The 18,458-nt window shown below is 73.6% G+C and carries 15 protein-coding genes; 2 read left to right on the top strand and 13 right to left on the bottom strand.

Features of this window, described 5'->3' with window-relative positions; genetic code table 11:
- Positions 1 to 6: 6 nt before the first annotated feature.
- From def to BLS67_RS10955, 12 genes are all read right to left on the bottom strand, one after another.
- Positions 7 to 486, bottom strand: coding sequence for a peptide deformylase (gene def / locus BLS67_RS11010; RefSeq protein WP_091244650.1), 480 nt, complete (start codon positions 484 to 486; stop codon positions 7 to 9).
- 13 nt (positions 487 to 499) lie between these two features.
- Positions 500 to 1,618 (bottom strand): glutamate 5-kinase, encoded by a 1,119-nt coding sequence (gene proB, locus BLS67_RS11005; RefSeq protein ID WP_091244647.1) that lies wholly within the window; start codon positions 1,616 to 1,618, stop codon positions 500 to 502.
- Positions 1,615 to 3,093 carry a GTPase ObgE gene (obgE, locus tag BLS67_RS11000; RefSeq protein ID WP_091244645.1) on the bottom strand — a complete coding sequence of 493 codons (1,479 nt, stop codon included), beginning with the start codon at positions 3,091 to 3,093 and terminating at the stop codon, positions 1,615 to 1,617. Before obgE ends, proB begins: the two co-directional genes overlap by 4 nt.
- 101 nt (positions 3,094 to 3,194) lie before the next feature.
- Complete coding sequence (gene rpmA, locus BLS67_RS10995) at positions 3,195 to 3,470, bottom strand: 50S ribosomal protein L27 (protein ID WP_091244642.1); 276 nt, start codon at positions 3,468 to 3,470, stop codon at positions 3,195 to 3,197.
- Between the two features lie 7 nt (positions 3,471 to 3,477).
- A complete protein-coding gene (gene rplU / locus BLS67_RS10990) occupies positions 3,478 to 3,798 on the bottom strand; it encodes a 50S ribosomal protein L21 (protein ID WP_091244639.1) in 321 nt (106 codons plus the stop codon).
- Between the two features lie 259 nt (positions 3,799 to 4,057).
- The gene (locus BLS67_RS24075) at positions 4,058 to 7,210 is read right to left on the bottom strand and encodes an Rne/Rng family ribonuclease (protein WP_242653990.1); all 3,153 of its coding nucleotides are present in this window, start codon (positions 7,208 to 7,210) and stop codon (positions 4,058 to 4,060) included.
- A 291-nt stretch (positions 7,211 to 7,501) separates the two neighbouring features.
- Positions 7,502 to 8,269 (bottom strand): TIGR03936 family radical SAM-associated protein, encoded by a 768-nt coding sequence (locus BLS67_RS10980; RefSeq protein ID WP_091244636.1) that lies wholly within the window; start codon positions 8,267 to 8,269, stop codon positions 7,502 to 7,504.
- A complete protein-coding gene (locus BLS67_RS10975; RefSeq protein ID WP_091244633.1) occupies positions 8,269 to 10,284 on the bottom strand; it encodes a TIGR03960 family B12-binding radical SAM protein in 2,016 nt (671 codons plus the stop codon). Before BLS67_RS10975 ends, BLS67_RS10980 begins: the two co-directional genes overlap by 1 nt.
- A gap of 61 nt (positions 10,285 to 10,345) precedes the next feature.
- Positions 10,346 to 10,753, bottom strand: coding sequence for a nucleoside-diphosphate kinase (ndk, locus tag BLS67_RS10970; RefSeq protein ID WP_207500485.1), 408 nt, complete (start codon positions 10,751 to 10,753; stop codon positions 10,346 to 10,348).
- A gap of 11 nt (positions 10,754 to 10,764) precedes the next feature.
- A complete protein-coding gene (locus tag BLS67_RS10965; RefSeq protein ID WP_091244631.1) occupies positions 10,765 to 11,838 on the bottom strand; it encodes a DUF3048 domain-containing protein in 1,074 nt (357 codons plus the stop codon).
- A 99-nt stretch (positions 11,839 to 11,937) separates the two neighbouring features.
- On the bottom strand, positions 11,938 to 12,324 hold the full coding sequence (locus BLS67_RS10960) for a DUF4233 domain-containing protein (protein ID WP_091244628.1): 387 nt from the start codon (positions 12,322 to 12,324) through the stop codon (positions 11,938 to 11,940).
- A complete protein-coding gene (locus BLS67_RS10955; RefSeq protein WP_207500484.1) occupies positions 12,321 to 13,703 on the bottom strand; it encodes a bifunctional folylpolyglutamate synthase/dihydrofolate synthase in 1,383 nt (460 codons plus the stop codon). The genes BLS67_RS10960 and BLS67_RS10955 overlap by 4 nt, the downstream gene beginning before the upstream one ends.
- A 42-nt stretch (positions 13,704 to 13,745) precedes the next feature.
- Between BLS67_RS10955 and valS the strand changes: the two genes are divergently transcribed.
- Both valS and BLS67_RS10945 read left to right on the top strand, forming a co-directional pair.
- Positions 13,746 to 16,316: a valine--tRNA ligase gene (gene valS / locus BLS67_RS10950; RefSeq protein ID WP_091244625.1), complete on the top strand. Its 2,571-nt coding sequence runs from the start codon at positions 13,746 to 13,748 to the stop codon at positions 16,314 to 16,316.
- A 314-nt stretch (positions 16,317 to 16,630) separates the two neighbouring features.
- Positions 16,631 to 16,828: a hypothetical protein gene (locus BLS67_RS10945; RefSeq protein WP_091244622.1), complete on the top strand. Its 198-nt coding sequence runs from the start codon at positions 16,631 to 16,633 to the stop codon at positions 16,826 to 16,828.
- 74 nt (positions 16,829 to 16,902) lie between these two features.
- Here the strand turns inward: BLS67_RS10945 and clpX are convergent, their stop codons facing one another.
- Positions 16,903 to 18,177, bottom strand: coding sequence for an ATP-dependent Clp protease ATP-binding subunit ClpX (clpX, locus tag BLS67_RS10940; RefSeq protein ID WP_091244620.1), 1,275 nt, complete (start codon positions 18,175 to 18,177; stop codon positions 16,903 to 16,905).
- Positions 18,178 to 18,458: the final 281 nt, after the last annotated feature.

Genomic DNA, 18,458 nt, shown 5'->3' with positions numbered 1-18,458 from the left:
GGTGGATCAGCCGCGCAGGGCGCGGAAGGCGGCCTTCTTGGCCTCGCCGGTCAGCCGCTGGAGGAACACCATGCCGTCGAGGTGGTCGACCTCGTGCTGCAGGCAGCGGGCCATCAGGCCCTCGCCCTCGAGGCGCAGCGGTTTGCCCTCGACGTCGAACCCCTCGGCCGCGCACCACATCGCCCGCACGGTGGGGGCGTAGAGGCCGGGCACCGACAGGCAGCCCTCGTCGCCGTCCTGGGTCTCCTCGGAGCGCTCGACGATCACCGGGTTGACGAGGTGACCGATCTCGCCGTCGATGTGGAAGCTGAAGACCCGCAGCGAGACGCCGATCTGGTTGGCCGCCAGGCCTGCCCGGCCGGGGTGGTCGACGGTCTCCTCGAGGTCGCGCACCAGCCCGGCCAGCGCGGCGTCGAAGGCGCGCACCGGGTCGCAGGGGGTGCGCAGCACCGGGTCGCCGAGTTCACGGATGGGACGCAGAGCCACGCCGAGGATCCTCTCAGGCGCCGACGGAGGCCCGGACCAGCACCATCTCGTCGCGGTGCACGACCGGGCGCCGGTGGTCGGGTTCCAGGTCACCGGTGGACCGCCCGACCAGGCCGGGCATCTCGCGGGCGTCGTAGGAGACCAGCCCGCGGGCGACCACGACCCCGTCGGGTCCGACCAGCTCGACCGGGTCGTCGGCGAGGAACTCGCCGGTGACCCCGGTGACCCCGGCAGCCAGCAGCGAGGCACCGCGCTCGCGCACGGCGGCCACGGCTCCGGCGTCCAGCAGCACCCGGCCGCGCGGCCGGGAGGCGTACCGCAGCCAGAACTGCCGGGCGGAGGGACGACGACCGTGGGCAGCGAACAGCGTGCCGACCGGCTCGCCGGCCAGCGCGGCGGCGGCCTGCGCGGTCGAGGTGACGACGACGGGCACCCCGGCCTGCGCGGCGATGAACGCGGCCTCGACCTTGGTGGCCATCCCCCCGGTGCCCACGCCGTTGCGCGCAGCCGAGCCGAGCACCACCGCGGCGAGGTCGTCGGGGCCGGTGACGGTGTCGATGCGGGAGGCCGGACCCACTCGCGGGTCGCCGTCGTAGACCGCGTCGATGTCGCTCAGCAGGACCAGCGCGTCGGCCACCGCCAGGTGCGCCACCAGCGCGGCCAGCCGGTCGTTGTCGCCGAACCGGATCTCCTCGGTGGCCACGGTGTCGTTCTCGTTCACCACCGGCAGCACACCCAGGGCCAGCAGCCGGTCGACGGTCTGCCGGGCGTTGCGGTAGTGCCCGCGGCGGGTGAGGTCGTCGGCGGTGAGCAGCACCTGGCCGACGGTGATGCCGTGCTCGGCGAAGGCATCGGCGTAGGCGCGCATCAGCCGCAGCTGGCCGACGCTGGCCGCGGCCTGCGCGGTGGCGAGGTCCCGCGGGCGGCCGGTGACGCCCAGCGGGGCCAACCCGGTGCCGATGGCGCCGGAGGAGACCAGCACGACGTCCCGGCCGGCGGCGCGCAGCGCGGCGAGGACGTCGACCAGCGCCCGCAGCCGGCCCTCGTCCAGGCCGGCCTCGAGGGAGGTCAGGCTGGAGGACCCGACCTTGACCACCACGCGGTGGGCGGCGGCCACGGCCTCCCGGGTCACGGGGCGTCGTCCCAGCTGGGGTCGTCGTCCTCCGGCTCGAGCAGCTCGTAGGGGGTGCGCCGACGACGCTTGGCGGCCAGGCGCTCGTCGGCCCGCGGGCGGGCGTTGGTCTCGAGCCGCACGTCGGTGCCGCGGCCACCCAGGCCCGCGGTCTCCTCGACGGTGAGCGTGCCGGCGGGCAGCGTCGGCTCCCAGTCGAAGGTGACGTCGCCGACGGTGATCGCGTCGCCGGGGCGGGCACCGGCCTTGGCCAGCTCGATCTCGACACCGAGCCGGTTCAGCCGGTCGGCCAGGTAGCCCACGGCCTCGTCGTTGCTGAAGTCGGTCTGCCGCACCCAGCGCTCGGGGCGCACACCCACGACCATCCAGCCGTCGGTGCGGGGGTCGGGCTGCACGACGAAGCCGCCGTCGTCGACCGCCTTGGGCGTGAGGGTGATGCGCAGCGCCTCGGGGGCCGGCAGCGAGGCCCGGTGCGCCTCGACCGCACGGGCCAGCGCGTACCCGAACTCGGCCAGGCCCTCGCCGGTGACGGCACTGATCGGGTGGACCTCGAGGCCACGGGCCTCGAGCGTGCCGCGGACCAGGTCGACCAGCTCGCGGCCGTCGGGCACGTCGATCTTGTTCAGCACGGCGATGCGGAGTCGGCCGACCAGGTCGAGCTCGTCGTCGTACTCGCGGAGCTCGTGCTCGAGCGCGGCGATGTCGTTCTCGGGGTCGCGGCCGGGCTCCATCGTCGCCATGTCGACCACGTGCACCAGGACGGCGCAGCGCTCGACGTGCCGGAGGAACTGCAGGCCCAGCCCACGCCCGGTCGAGGCGCCGGGGATGAGCCCGGGGACGTCGGCCATCGTGTAGGTGACGTCGCCGGAGCGGATCACGCCCAGGTTCGGGACGAGCGTGGTGAACGGGTAGTCGGCGATCTTGGGCTTGGCGGCGCTCATCGCGGCGACCAGCGAGGACTTGCCGGCCGAGGGGAACCCGACCAGGCCGACGTCGGCGACGCTCTTGAGCTCCAGCACCGCGTCGACCGCCTCGCCGGGCTCGCCCAGCAGGGCGAAGCCGGGGGCCTTGCGACGGGCGTTGGCCAGCGCGGCGTTGCCCAGCCCGCCCCGGCCACCGGCGGCCAGCACCATGCGGGTGCCCACGCCCATGAGGTCGGCGAGCACCTCGCCGTCGGCGGTGGTGACCACGGTGCCCTCGGGCACACGCAGCACGGCGTCCTCGCCGCGGGCGCCGTTGCGGTTGCTGCCCGCGCCGGGCTTGCCGTTGGGGGCCTTCTGGTGCGGGTGGTGGTGGAAGTCCAGCAGCGTGTGCACGCTGGCGTCGACCTCGAGGACGACGTCGCCGCCGTCGCCGCCGTTGCCGCCGTCGGGGCCACCGAGGGGCTTGAACTTCTCGCGGTGCACGGAGCTGACCCCGTGGCCACCGTTGCCTGCGGACACGTGCACGGTCACCCGGTCGATGAAAGCGGCCATGATCGCCGCCTCTCCACGTCAAACGGCCGTACGGATGGGACCGGGCCCGGCAGGATCTCCCGCCGGGCCCGGATGGAACAGGTGGTGCTGGTGGAGCAGGTTCAGACAGCCGGCTCGAGGGCGGGCTCGACGAGCTGCACGTTGACGACCCGACGGCCGCCGCGACGGCCGAACTCGACCGCACCCGGGGTGAGGGCGAACAGCGTGTCGTCCTTGCCGCGGCCGACGCCGAGGCCGGGGTGGAAGTGGGTGCCGCGCTGGCGGACGATGATCTCGCCGGCCTTGACGACCTGGCCGCCGAAGCGCTTCACGCCGAGGCGCTGGGCGTTCGAGTCGCGACCGTTGCGGGACGACGATGCGCCCTTCTTGTGAGCCATGGCGGCGTCAGCCCTTCTTCTCGGAACCGATGGCGGTGACCACGACCTCGCTCAGCGGCTGACGGTGCCCCTGGCGCTTGTGGTAGCCGGTCTTGTTCTTGAACTTGTGGATCTTGATCTTCGGGCCCTTGCCGTGCTCGACGATCTCGCCGGTGGCGGTGACCTTCGCCAGCGCGTCGGCGTCGCTGGTGACGGTGTCGCCGTCGACCAGGAGCACCACGGGCAGCGCGACGGTGTCGCCGGCTGCGCCCGCGAGACGGTTGACGGTGAACCGGTCACCGACAGCCACCTTGTGCTGCTTCCCACCGGCCTTGACGACTGCGTACACCACTGACTCCTCGATAGGTCTTCGTTGTCCTGGGCGCACCCCGGCGCGAACCGGTGTGCGGGACGGGCTGCTCGATCACCCGGGGCCCGCCGTCTCCGCGCACGAGGCGCAGGGCAGCAGCCACTCCGGACGGAGCAACCCGGCTAGCGTACCCGAGCGGTGCGGGCCGGGTCGAACCCCTGTGCCGGACCTCTCGTCGGGTCCGGCGTCCGCGGCCCGGTGCCGGCGACGAGCAGGTCGTCACCGGCACCGGAACGGGTCACTCGACGGGCGGTCCGGCCGGGCGGCTGGCCGCCCGGCGACGGCGCGGACGGGCGACCGGCGCCGCCGGGGCCTCGTCGACCACCGGAGGCTCGGGCTGCTCGGCGGGCTGCTCCACGGCTACCGGCGCGTCCTGCACCTGCACCTGGGGCGGCACGCCGTCGACCACGAGCGGGCCGGAGTCGTCGACGGCGGTCGGCTCCTCGGCGGCCGGCTCGGTGCTGGCCGGCTCGGTGCTGGCCGGCTCGGTGCTGGCCGGCTCGGTGCTGGCCGGCTCGGCGGTGGTCGGCTCGACCTCGTCCTGCGTCACCTCGGCGACCGCCTGCACGACCTCGTCGGGCTCGACGGCACCGGCCTTCTCGCCCTGGCCGCCGTCCTGCAGGTCAGGAACCGTGTCGTCGGCGTCGTCCACCTGGGCGTCGTCCCCGTGGCTCGCGGCGAGCACGGCGGCGTCCTCGGCCACCTGGTCGTCACCGCTGCGGCCACGGTTGCGGCGTCCGCGGTTGCGCCGACCGGACCGGCCGGTGGACTCCTGCGGGGTGTCCCCCTCGGGGCCGGTGGCCGGTGCGTCGTCCTCGGCCGGCGCGGCCTGCACGGCCTCGGTGGGCCGGTCGTCGCCCCGGCCGCGGCCGCCGCCCTGGTTGCCGTTGCCGTGCCCGCCGTTCCCCTGGCCGCCGTTCCCCGGCGTGCCGTGGCCACCGTGGTTGCCGTTGCCGTTGCCGTTCTGGCCGCCGGAGCGCTTCTTCTCGTCCACCGGATCCAGGTGCACGACCACGCCGCGGCCGCGGCAGTGCTCGCAGTTCTCGCTGAACACCTCGAGCAGGCCCTGCCCGACGCGCTTGCGGGTCATCTGCACCAGGCCCAACGAGGTGACCTCGGCGACCTGGTGCTTGGTGCGGTCGCGGCCCAGGCACTCGGTGAGCCGGCGCAGCACCAGGTCGCGGTTGCTCTCGAGCACCATGTCGATGAAGTCGATCACGATCATGCCGCCGATGTCGCGCAGCCGGAGCTGGCGGACGATCTCCTCGGCGGCCTCGATGTTGTTCCGGGTGACCGTCTGCTCGAGGTTGCCGCCCGAGCCGGTGAACTTGCCGGTGTTGACGTCGACGACGGTCATCGCCTCGGTGCGGTCGATGACCAGCGACCCGCCCGAGGGCAGCCAGACCTTGCGGTCCAGGGCCTTGAGCAGCTGCTCGTCGATGCGCAGGTCGCGGAACACGTCACCGTTGCCGATGAACCGCTCCAATCGCTGCGACAGCTCCGGGGAGACGTGCGCGACGTATGCCTCGACGGTGTCCCACGCGTCGTCGCCCTGCACGACCAGCCGCTTGAAGTCCTCGTTGAACACGTCGCGGATGACCCGGATCGCCAGGTCGGGCTCGCCGTACAGCAGCGTCGGGGCAGAGGAGGCCGAGGCGGCCTTCGTCTGGATGACCTCCCACTGCGCCTGCAGCCGGGCGACGTCGCGGGTGAGCTCCTCCTCGGAGGCCCCCTCGGCGGCCGTGCGGATGATGACGCCGGCGTCCTCGGGGACGATCTTCTTGAGGATGTCCTTGAGCCGCTGACGCTCGTTGTCGGGCAGCTTGCGGCTGATCCCGGTCATCGAGCCGCCGGGCACGTAGACCAGGAAGCGGCCGGGCAGGTTGATCTGCTGGGTCAGCCGGGCGCCCTTGTGCCCGATCGGGTCCTTCGTGACCTGCACCAGGACCTTGTCGCCGGACTTCAGCGCCTGCTCGATGGAGCGCGACTTGCCCGAGAGCCCCGCGGTCTCCCAGTTGACCTCACCGGCGTAGAGCACGGCGTTGCGGCCCTTGCCGACGTCGACGAACGCGGCCTCCATCGAGGGCAGCACGTTCTGCACCCGGCCCAGGTAGACGTTGCCGGCGAAGGACGCCGACTGCGCCTGGGTCACGTAGTGCTCGACCAGGACGTCGTCCTCGAGGACGGCGATCTGGGTGCGCTCGCCCTGCTGGCGGATGACCATCGAGCGGTCGACGGCCTCGCGACGGGCCAGGAACTCGGACTCGCTGAGGATCGGCGCGCGACGGCGACCGGTGTCCCGGCCGTCCCGCCGACGCTGGCGCTTGGCCTCGAGCCGGGTGGAGCCGGCCACGCCCTTGACGGCGTCGTCGCTGGAGTCGCGGCCGTTGCGGCCGGCGCGCTCGGGGCGGTCGTCGTCCGTGCTGTCGCTGGTGTCGGACCCGGTGGACTCGCCACCGCGGCGACGACGCCGGCGGCGCCGACGCGTGCCCGAGCCCGACGCGTCGGCCCCGTCGTCGGTGTCGCCGTCGTCGTCGGTGGACTCGGCGTCCTCGCCCTCGGCGGCTGCGTCGTCCTGCGCGGCGTCGGTGTCGTCGGCACCGTCGTCGTCCTCGCCGGTGCGGCCACGGCCACGGCCACGGCGGCCGCGACGACGACGACGGCTGCCGGCCCCGTCACCACCGCGGTCCTCGGCGTCGTCGGCGTCGGTGTCGGTGTCGGCGTCGTCGGTGTTCTCGTCCTCGGCGTCCGGCGCCGGCAGGACGACGGACTCGTCGTCGGCGGGGCGGTCGACCTCGGTGGCGGGCTTGCGCCGCGAGCGGCTGCGGCGGGGACGGCCGGCCGACTCGTCCTGCTCCTCGGTGGCCTCCGGGGCGACCTCGGAGACCTCCGTCGGCTCGGCCGGGGTCTCGGCCTGGGTGCGGCGGCTGCGCCGGCGGGTGGCCGGGGCGGCGGGCTCGGCGTCGGCCGGGGCCGCGACGAACGCGATGAAGGCCGGTGCGGTCGGCGGGGCGGCCGGAGCTGGCTCGACCGAGCCCGGGTCGGCGGCCAGCGCCGGCCGGGTGGCGCGGCGACGCGGCCGGGCGGTGACGGTGGTGGGCTCGGGCGAGCTGAACTGGGCGCCGAACCGCGGCGCCTCGTCGGGGGCGTCCTGCGCCCTGGTCGGCGGGATCGCCGCGGCCTCGAGGGTCTCGGCGTCGGCCTGCAGGCGCAGCTCGGTCGGCTCCGCGACGACCGTCTCGTCGACCGCCGAGTCCTCGACGGCGGGCTCCTCGTCGGTCGGCTCGGGAGCCGGCTCGCCCGCGGGGATGTCGGGCGGGGTGGTGTCCTGCTGCTCGCCCACCCCGTCGGTGGTGGGCTCTGCTGTGGTGTTGTCGTCGGTGTCGGCCACGAAGGGCTCGCCTCCTGGTGCACCCCCGGGCGCCGGTCGTCGTCGACGGTCGGCGGCCGCACAGGGGTACGGGTCGGGCGGGTCGGTCCGCCGAGATGGCGTACCGGGGCCCGCTGAAGTCTGGTGCCAGAACCCGGCCACGTGATCGGGTCCCGGTGGTGCTGGTGCAGGTTCTCGGTGGTGCTGGCTCGCTGGGTGGAGCGGTGGTGCGAAGGCTGGTGTGCGCCGCGGCTGGCAGTTCGCGGTGCGGGGCGACGTCCTGCGTCGGCCCGGGCGGCCGGCCCCACCGGGTCAGACCGGCTGGGGCTCCCCCTGGCAGCGGGAGCCGGCCTCGCGGTCCGGTCCGAGCGGGTCGGCCACCTCACCGGTGTCGTCGAGCCGGCCCTGCGCCTCACGCACGGCCCGGGGGGGCAACGGCGGGTGCAGGTCGGCGACGGCAGCCAGTGCGGCCAACACGTCGTCCGGTCGAACGGTAGGTGTTACCTGCCGGACGACCACGTGCAGTATGGCACGTCCTGCCTCCCCCGACGCCGCAGCGGAGACGACGGCGGCCCGGGCGTCGATGTCGCGCGGGCCGTTCTTGGTGCGCTTGGCCACGACCACGGTCTCGGCGGCGAGCAGCGCCCGCACGGCCGCGTCGAGCTCGTCGACCTCGACACCGGCCAGGTCGATCCGCCAGCGGGTGCTGTCCAGCCGGTCGGCCAGCGCGCCGCCCCCGGCCGAGGCCTCGACGCACTCGAGCACGTCGATGCCCGGGGGCAGCGAGGCATCCAGGGCCACCCGCACGGCCTCGGGGTCGCGCCGTTCGGCCAGCCCGATCTCGACGTACTCGGCCTCCGAGGCGGCCCCGGTCGGCGCCGCACCCATGTAGCTGATCTTCGGGTGCGGGCTGAAGCCGGCCGAGAACGCCATGGGCACCTGGGCCCGGCGCAGCGCCCGCTCGAGGGCACGCGCGAGGTCGCGGTGCGAGGCGAACCGGAGCGGGCCGCGCTTGGTGTAGCGCAGCCGGAGCCGCTGGACGGTGGGCGGCGGCGGGGGGCCGTCGGGCTGGCGGGCCATCAGTGCGTGTGCACGGGGTCGGCCACCGCGGCGTCGACGGCGACGTCCACCTGGGGGCCACCACCCACCGCCGGGTCCTGCGGGCGCCCTGCGCCGACGACGGCCAGCGGGATCAGCGAGCGGCCGGTGGGGCCGATCTGGATCTCGGTGCCCATCGTCGGGCAGACGCCGCAGTCGTAGCACGGGGTCCACCGGCAGTCGGCGACCTCGTCCTCGTTCAGCGCCTCCTGCCAGTCGTCCCAGAGCCACTCCTTGTCCAGGCCGGACTCGAGGTGGTCCCAGGGCAGCTGCTCGTGCTCACCGCGCTCGCGGGTGGTGTACCAGGCCAGGTCCACGCCGAACGGGGCGAGCTCCTCGGCGGCGGCCGTTGCCCACCGGTCGTAGGAGAAGTGCTCGCTCCAGCCGTCGAAGTGCCCGCCGTCGCGCCAGACCCGCTCGATGACCCGGCCCACCCGGCGGTCGCCGCGGGACAGCAGCCCCTCGATCACCCCGGGCTTGCCGTCGTGGTACCGCAGCCCGATGGAGCGGCCGATGCGGCGGTCGGCGTTGATCGCGTCGCGCAGCACCCGCAGCCGGTGGTCGATGGTCTCGGCCGAGGCCTGCGCCGCCCACTGGAACGGGGTGTGCGGCTTGGGCACGAACCCGCCGATGGAGACGGTGCAGCGGATGTCCTTGCTGCCCGCGGCCTCGCGGCCCGCGCGGATGACCTCGACCGCCAGCTCGGCGATCTCCAGGACGTCCTCGTCGGTCTCGGTCGGCAGACCGCACATGAAGTACAGCTTCACCTGCCGCCAGCCGTTGGCGTAGGCGGTGGTGACGGTGCGGACCAGGTCCTCCTTGGACACGGTCTTGTTGATCACCCGCCGGATGCGCTCGCTGCCGCCCTCGGGGGCGAAGGTCAGACCGGAGCGGCGCCCGTTGCGGGACAGCTCGTTGGCCAGCGTGACGTTGAAGGCGTCCACCCGCGTGGAGGGCAGCGACAGCCCGGTGTTGGTGCCCTCGTAGCGGTCGGCGAGCTCCTTGGCGACCTGCCCGATCTCGGAGTGGTCGGCGCTGCTGAGCGAGAGCAGGCCCACCTCCTCGTAGCCGGTGGCGCGCAGGCCGGCGTCGACCATCGAGCCGATGCCGGTGATGGTCCGCTCGCGCACCGGGCGGGTGATCATCCCGGCCTGGCAGAACCGGCAACCCCGGGTGCAGCCGCGGAAGATCTCGACGCTCATGCGCTCGTGCACGCTCTCGGCGAGCGGCACCAGCGGCTGCTTCGGGTAGGGCCACTCGTCGAGGTCCATCACGGTGCGCTTGGCGACCCGCGTGGGGACGTCGTCCCGGTTGGGGGTGAAGGACGCGATGGTGCCGTCGGCGGCGTAGCTCACGGCGTAGAACTGCGGGACGTAGACGCCCTCGACGCGGGACAGCCGGGCCAGCAGCTCGGTGCGGCCACCGGGCCGACCCTCCGCCGTCCAGGCGCTGTGCACGTCGGTCATGTCGCCGACGACCTGCTCGCCGTCGCCGAGCACCGCGCAGTCGACGAAGTCGGCCACCGGCTCGGGGTTGAAGGCGGCGTGCCCACCGGCGACGACGACCGGGTGGGTCTCGTCGCGGTCGACCGCGTGCAGCGGGACCCCGGCGAGGTCGAGGGCGTCGAGCAGGTTGGTGTAGCCCAGCTCGGTGGCGAAGCTGACGCCGAGGAAGTCGAAGTCGCGGACCGGCCGGTGGTTCTCGAGCGTGAACTGGCCGACGCCGTGCTCGCGCATGAGGCCGGCCAGGTCGGGCCACACCGCGTAGGTGCGCTCGGCCAGGGCGTCGGCGCGCTCGTTGAGCACCTCGTACAGGATCATCAGACCCTGGTTGGGCAGCCCGACCTCGTACGCGTCGGGGTACATGAGCGCCCAGTGCACGCGGACGGCGTCCCACGGCTTGGTCTGGGCGTTGAGCTCGCCACCGACGTACTGGATCGGCTTCTGCACCTGGGCGAGAAGCGGCTCGAGACGGGGGTACAGGCTCTCGACAGTCATAGCGCGCCCGAGGGTAGTCGCCCGCGACGGGGCCCCAGGGTGTCCCCGGGACCCCGTCGGGTCACAGAGCGGGGAAGAACAGGCCGATCTCGCGGGTGGCGGACTCGGGAGAGTCCGAGCCGTGCACGATGTTGTTCTGCACCTCGAGGGCGAAGTCGCCGCGGATGGTGCCCGGCGCCGCCTTCACCGGGTCGGTGGCGCCGGCCAGCGCGCGGAAGGCCTCGATGGCCCGCGGGCCCTCGGCGACCAGGGCCAGCAGCGGGCCGCCGGTGATGAAGTCGACCAGCGAGCCGAAGAACGGCTTCTCGCTGTGCTCGGCGTAGTGCTGCTCGGCGGTCTCCCGCGGCAGGGTGCGCAGCTCGGCGGCCACCAGCCGCAGGCCCTTGGCCTCCAGCCGGCCGACGACCTCGCCGACGAGGCCGCGGGCGACGCCGTCGGGCTTGACCAGGATCAGGGTGCGCTCAGTCACGAGGCCGCAGCCTACGGAACGACGGTGACCGATCCGCTGCCGGTGGGCACCAGCTCCACCCAGGTGGTGCCCGGCGCGAGCAGCACCGGGCTGCCGTCCGGTGCGACCAGGGCGATCGGGTCGCCCTCGGCGCCCTTCGTCCAGGTGATCGGCACGGTCCGGCCGGCGGTGGCCACGAGGCCCTCGCCGGAGCGTCCGGCCAGCAACGTCTCGGGCACCGGGTTGCCGGCCGGGTCCACGGCGTCGGTGGCCACCACCTCGACCCGGAGGACGACGACGTCGGTCGCCGTCACCGGCACACCGTCCGCGGCGGTGGCCGGGGTGCCGGCCTCGGACCGCGCCCAGGTGCGGGCCACCGGGTCCCACCGCCAGGACGGCGCGGCGACGGGTGAGAGCTGCAGGTCCACCCCGCTCGCGGCGGTCCCCTGCGCCACGGTGGTCTGGGTACCCGCGGTCGGGGCGTAGCCGAACTGGGGGGCCGGCGGCGTCCGGTGGTCCGCGTCGGCAGCGGCGTAGAGCGCGGCGGGGTCCAGGTAGACGTTGTGCGGGGCCGGTCGGGGGCCCTGGCGGGCGAAGCCGTCGTCCCCGGCGTCGAAGCTGAACAGCTGCAGACCCGAGGCCGACACGGCCGACAGGTACTGCCCCTGCCCGCCGGAGGTGGCGAACAGCCCGTGCAGCGGGGCGGCGATCGCCGGGTCCATCGGGCGGGTGGAGCGCACGGGCCCGATCGAGGCCGGCAGCCGCGACTGGTAGACGGCCACGAACCGGCTGATGCCGCCCTCGACGACCTGCTCCCACACGACGTCGGCCTCGGTCAGCCCGGCCTGGGGGCGGGCCACCGCCGGGTTCTCGATCTTCACCGCCAGCGCCGCGCGGGCCTCGACCGCCGAGACCGGCAGCCCGGTGAGCGGCGCCACCGGCTGGGGCGCCGCGGTGGTCACCGGGGCGGCCGTCGTCGGCGCGGCGGTGGTGGTCCCGGTCGGGGCCGCCACCGGCACGGGGGCCTCACCACCGCACCCGGCCAGCACCACCGCCGCCAGCACCAGCACGGCACCCCGTCGACGTCCTCGCACAGCTCCCCGCATCCCGCACGCTCCTCCGGGACAGGACGTCCCCCCACTCCATCGGCAGTCCGACCCGGCCGTGGTCCGGGCCCGGCCGACCGGACGCCGTGCCGCCTCGGCTCAGGGCTGGGCCGGCGGGTCGGGCACCGGGCCGAACGGCGACCCCACGAGGTCCTTGCGGATCTGCAGCAGGTACAGCCAGACCAGCAGGAAGACCCCGCCGACGAACCACATGGCGTTGGAGTACAGCCCGGTGAGCAGCAGCGGGACCTGCAGCACGGTGCCGATCAGCAGGCCACGAGGACGACGCTGGATGCCGCTGGACAGGATCAGGACGACCGCGAGCACCAGCAGCACGGTGAGCCGCACCCACCCGAGCCCGTCGGACTGCACGATCCCCCGCGGGACGAACAGCACCGCGATGCCCTCGAGCAGCAGCACGGCCGCGGCCGCACCCGAGAGCGCCTTGGCCGCGCGGGCCGGGTCGGCCGCCCGCGGTGCGGTCACTTCCTCTTCCCGCCCATCAGCGTGCGGGCCTCCCCCGCGGTGATCACGCTGCCGGTCACCAGCACACCCGAGCCGCCCAGGGCGTGGTCGGTGCCGGCCTCGGCCAGCTCGATGGCCGACTCGAGGGCGTCGAGGAGCCGCGGGTGCACGCTGACCCGGTCGGCGCCGAACACGTCGACGGCCAGGGCACCGAGCTCGTCGGCCGGCATCGCCCGCGGGGAGCTGTTCTGGGTGACCACCAGCTCGGCGCACAGCGGCTCGAGCTCGGCGAGCATCCCGGCGACGTCCTTGCCGGCGACGCAGCCCACGACCCCGACCAGCCGGGTGAAGTCGAAGGACTCCCGGACCGCGGCGACGGTGGCGGCCATGCCGGCCGGGTTGTGCGCGGCGTCGACCAGCACGGACGGCGAGCTGCGCACCCGCTCCAGCCGCCCCGGCGAGCGGACGGCGGCGAACGCCGCGCGCACGACCTCGGGGTCGACCGGCCCGCTGGCCGAGCCCGCGCCCAGGAACGCCTCGACGGCCGCGAGCGCGACGGCGGCGTTCTGCGCCTGGTGGGCGCCGAACAGCGGCAGGTAGACCTCGGGGTACTCACCGCCGAGGCCCTGGATGCGGACTTGCTGGCCGCCGACGGCGACGGTGCGCTCGAGCAGGCCGAACTCGGTGCCCTCGCGGGCGACGGTGGCGTCGACCTCGACGGCCCGCCGGACCAGGGCCTCCAGCGCACCCGCCGGCTGGTGGGCCAGCACGGCGACGACGTCGGGCCCCGGGACGCCGTCCTCGGTGGGCGGCGCAGGCTTGATGATCCCGGCCTTCTCGGTCGCGATCGTCGCGACGTCGGGCCCGAGGTACTCGGCGTGGTCCATCGACACGGGGGTGACGACGGCGATCCGGGCGTCGGCGACGTTCGTGGCGTCCCAGGTGCCGCCCATGCCGACCTCGACGACGGCGACGTCGACCGGGGTCTCGGCGAACGCCGCGTAGGCCATCGCCACCATGACCTCGAAGAAGGACATCGGGACGTCGGAGGACCCGTCAACCATCTGCACGTAGGGCGCGATGTCGTCGTGGACCTCGACGAACCGGTCGGCGTGGATCGGTCGCCCGTCGACGACGATGCGCTCGCGGATGGACTCCAGGTGCGGGCTGGTGAACCGGCCCACGCGCAGCCCGAAGCCGCGCAGCAGCTCGTCGACCATCCGCGCGGTCGAGGTCTTGCCGTTGGTGCCGGTGACCTGGATGACCGGGAAGGCCTTCTGCGGGGAGCCGAGGAGGTCGAGCACGGCCGAGATGCGGGTGAGGCTGGGCTCGAGCCGGCTCTCGGGCCAGCGGGCGAGCAGCTCGGCCTCGACCCGGGCCTCGTCACGGGAGGTGGTCACTCCGCCCAGGATGCCAGTCGCGGGCCTTCCTAGGATGAGCGCATGTCCACAGACGTCACCGCCCCGGGCACCGTGCCCGACAAGCCCACCCTCGACGGCCTCGAGGCCAAGTGGGTAGCCGCGTGGGCGCGGGACGACGTCTACGGCTTCGACCGGGCCGCCGCGCTGGCCGCACCGCGCTCGCAGACCTTCGCCATCGACACCCCGCCGCCGACCGCGAGCGGCTCGCTGCACGTCGGCCACGTGTTCAGCTACACCCACACCGACATCGTGGCCCGCTACCACCGCATGACCGGCAAGCACGTGTTCTACCCGATGGGCTGGGACGACAACGGCCTGCCCACCGAGCGCCGGGTGCAGAACTACTACGGCGTGCGCTGCGACCCCTCGCTCCCCTACGACGAGTCGTTCACCCCGCCCGAGAAGCCGGGCAAGGACCAGCTGCCGATCAGCCGCCGCAACTTCGTCGAGCTGTGCGAGCAGCTCACCGCCGTCGACGAGGCCGAGTTCGAGAAGCTGTGGCGCCAGGTCGGGCTGTCGGTCGACTGGGGCAACGTCTACCGCACGATCTCCGAGTCCTCCCGGGCCACCGCGCAGCGGGCGTTCCTGCACAACCTGGCCCGCGGCGAGGCCTACGCCCAGGAGGCACCCACCCTCTGGGACGTCACCTTCCGCACCGCCGTGGCCCAGGCCGAGCTCGAGGACCGCGAGCGCCCCGGCGCCTACCACCGGGTCGCCTTCGCCGGCCCCGACGGCCCGGTGCACATCGAGACCACCCGCCCCGAGCTGCTGCCGGCCTGCGTGGCCCTGGTCGCCCATCCCGACGACGAGCGCTACCAGCCGCTGTTCGGGCAGACGGTGCGCACCCCGCTGTTCGGCGTCGAGGTCCCCGTGGTGGCGCACCGCCTGGCCGAGAAGGACAAGGGCTCGGGCATCGCGATGATCTGCACGTTCGGCGACCTCACCGACGTGATCTGGTGGCGCGAGCTGCAGCTGCCCACCCGGGCGATCATCGGCTGGGACGGCCGGCTGCTGCCCGACGCCCCCGACGGCGTGCCGGCCGAGGTCTACGCCGAGCTGGCCGGCAAGACGGTCTTCAGCGCCCAGCAACGGGTCGTGGAGCTGCTGCGCGAGTCCGGCGACCTCGAGGGCGACCCGCGGCCGATCAACCACCCGGTGAAGTTCTTCGAGAAGGGCGAGCGGCCCCTCGAGATCGTCACCACCCGCCAGTGGTACATCCGCAACGGCGGCCGCGACGCCGACCTGCGCACCGCGCTGGTGGCCCGCGGCAAGGAGATCCGATGGGTCCCCGAGCACATGCGGCACCGCTACGAGAACTGGGTCGAGGGCCTGAACGGTGACTGGCTGATCAGCCGGCAGCGCTTCTTCGGTGTCCCGTTCCCGGTCTGGTACCGCCTCGACGAGGCCGGCGAGCCGGTGCTCGACGAGCCCATCACCGCCCCCGAGGAGTCGCTGCCGGTCGACCCGTCCTCCGACGTGCCGGCGGGCTGGACCGAGGACCAGCGCGGCGTGCCCGGCGGGTTCATGGCCGATCCCGACGTCATGGACACCTGGGCGACGTCCTCGCTGTCGCCGCAGGTGGCCTCGGGCTGGGACACCGACCCCGAGCTGTTCGCCCACGTGTTCCCGATGGACCTGCGGCCCCAGGCGCACGACATCATCCGCACCTGGCTGTTCTCCACCGTCGTGCGCGCGCACTACGAGCAGGGCCAGGTGCCGTGGACGCACGCGGCGATCTCCGGCTTCGTCGTCGACCCCGACCGCAAGAAGATGAGCAAGTCCAAGGGCAACGCCACCACGCCGATCGACGTGCTGGAGAAGTACGGCACCGACGCCGTCCGCTGGCGCGCCGCCGGCGCCCGGCCGGGTGCCGACTCCCCCTTCGACGAGGTGCAGATGAAGGTCGGCCGCCGGCTGGCCATCAAGCTGCTCAACGTCGGCAAGTTCGTGCTCGGCAGCCTGGGCGCCACCGCCGAGCTGGTGGGCGCGCCGGTCACCGAGCCGGTGGACGCCGCCCTGCTGGCCCGGCTGCGCACGGTGGTCGACGAGGCCACCACCGCGATGGAGGCCTACAACTACACCCGGGCGCTGGAGGTCACCGAGACCTTCTTCTGGCAGTTCTGCGACGACCACGTCGAGCTGGTCAAGACCCGCGCCTACGGCGAGGACGGCGGCCCCGCCGAGGGCGCCACCTCCGCCAAGGCGGGGCTCGCGACCACGCTGTCGGTGCTCACCCGCCTGCTGGCGCCGGTGCTGCCCTTCGCCGCCGAGGAGGTCTGGTCCTGGTGGCAGACCGGCTCGGTGCACCGCGCCGCCTGGCCGACCGCCGCCGAGCTGCCCACCGGCGGTGACCCGGCACTGGTCGGCGTCGCCGCCGAGGCGCTGGCGGCGATCCGCAAGGCCAAGAGCGAGGCCAAGGTGTCGATGCGGGCGCCGGTGGAGTCCGCGGTGGTGCACGCGCCGCAGACCGAGGTGGCCCTGGTCGAGGCCGTGCGCCGCGACCTGGTCGCCGCCGGCATCATCACCACGCTCACCGTCGAGCCCACCCAGGGCCCGCTGTCGGTGGACGTCGTCCTGGCCCCGACCGAGTAGGCCGGCCGACCTCTGCACGCCGGTGGCCCGGAACTGCCCACGTCCGGGCCACCGAGGTGCAGAGGGCTTCGCACGGCGGGTTGGGCGGTGCGGCGAGGCTGTCCACAGGGGCCTCGGGCCGCCGGGGTTCGCAGCTGTGGTCGCCCACAGGGGACTCCGCGCACGGAGCCCCAGCTCCAGCAGCGTCACCCGCTGGCTGACCGACGGCGACGTCGTCCTCCTCCACCCCGGCGTCCTCGCGTTGCCGGACCGGGTGCGCGAGTGGGACGTCCGAGCGCTGGCTGCGACGCTGTGGACCCGCGGTCCGCTCAGCCATGCGTCGGCCCTGGTGCACCTCGGGCATCCCCGCGTGCACCCAGCAGGACGAGGTGGGGCTGTCCGGCCGCAGGGTGCGCCTGGACGCTGCCTGGCCCGACCTGCGCGTGGCCGTGGAGCTCGACGGCCATCGTTTCCACAGCAGCCGCGTCGACCGGGAGCGGGACATGCGCCGCGACACCGCCCTCGCGGCCTGACACCCGGACCGATGAACGCGAGAGGCCCAGAACCGGTGAGGTTCTGGGCCTCTCGGGTACGAGCGCGGTGCTGGCTAGGCCGACTTCTCGCGGCGCTCGCGGGAGGGCTTGCGGGGCACGATGGTCGGGGCGACGTGCTCGAGCACGACCTCGCCGGTGATGACGACGGTCGCGACGTCCTCCCGGCTCGGGATGTCGTACATGACCGACTGCAGCACCTCCTCGAGGATCGCGCGCAGGCCACGGGCACCGGTGCCGCGCAGCAGCGCCTGGTCGGCGATGGCCTCGAGGGCGTCGTCGGTGAACTCCAGCTCCACCCCGTCGAGCTCGAACAGCCGGCGGTACTGGCGCACCAGGGCGTTCTTGGGCTCGGTGAGGATGTTGATCAGCGCCGTGCGGTCGAGCTTCTGCACCGTGGTGATGACCGGCAACCGCCCGATGAACTCGGGGATCATGCCGAACTTCAGCAGGTCCTCGGGCAGCACCTGCGCGATGGCGTTGGCCTGCTCGATCTCGGCCTTGCCGCGCACGGCCGCGCCGAAGCCCATGCCCTGCTTCCCGGTACGGGCCTCGATGACCTCCTCGAGACCGGCGAACGCACCGCCCACGATGAACAGCACGTTGGTGGTGTCGATCTGGATGAACTCCTGGTGCGGGTGCTTGCGACCACCCTGCGGCGGGACCGAGGCGGTGGTGCCCTCGAGGATCTTCAGCAGCGCCTGCTGCACGCCCTCGCCGGACACGTCGCGGGTGATCGACGGGTTCTCGCTCTTGCGGGCGATCTTGTCGACCTCGTCGATGTAGATGATGCCGGTCTCGGCGCGCTTGACGTCGTAGTCGGCAGCCTGGATCAGCTTCAGCAGGATGTTCTCGACGTCCTCGCCCACGTAGCCGGCCTCGGTCAGCGCGGTGGCGTCGGCGATGGCGAAGGGCACGTTGAGCATGCGCGCGAGGGTCTGCGCCAGGTGGGTCTTGCCGCACCCGGTGGGGCCCATCAGCAGGATGTTGGACTTGGCCAGCTCGACGGCGTCGTCGCGGGAGCCGCGCTCACCGCCGGCCTGGATCCGCTTGTAGTGGTTGTAGACGGCGACCGCGAGCGTGCGCTTGGCCTTGTCCTGGCCGATCACGTACTGCTCGAGGAAGTCGTGGATCTCCTTGGGCTTCGGCAGCTCGTCGAACTTGAGGTCCGAGGACTCGCTGAGCTCCTCCTCGATGATCTCGTTGCAGAGCTCGATGCACTCGTCGCAGATGTAGACCCCGGGGCCAGCGATGAGCTTCTTGACCTGCTTCTGGCTCTTCCCGCAGAACGAGCACTTGAGCAGGTCGCCGCTCTCACCGATACGTGCCACCTGGCTGACCTCCGTGTCACAGCGGGCCTGCTGGGAAGAGCAGGACCCTCGATCATTCCCCTGATCACCCCGCCGGCGGCGGGCCTCGTGCACGAGCCGGTGAGTACCGGGGATCGGGCGTCCGCCGACCGTACCGGCCCTCTCCGACGTTCCCGGGCAGTGACGCACCCGGGTGTCTGCGAGTCCTTCCCCCGCCTCACACCGGCCCCGGGTGACCCCGGGGCACGGGGAGGACCGTGCGGCTCCGGAGCCCCACCGCGGGGCTCCGGAGCCGGCGGACC

The sequence above is a fragment of the Klenkia soli genome (assembly GCF_900103975.1).
Lineage (GTDB): Bacteria > Actinomycetota > Actinomycetes > Mycobacteriales > Geodermatophilaceae > Klenkia > Klenkia soli.
This window is presented reverse-complemented; position numbering and strand designations above follow the sequence as displayed.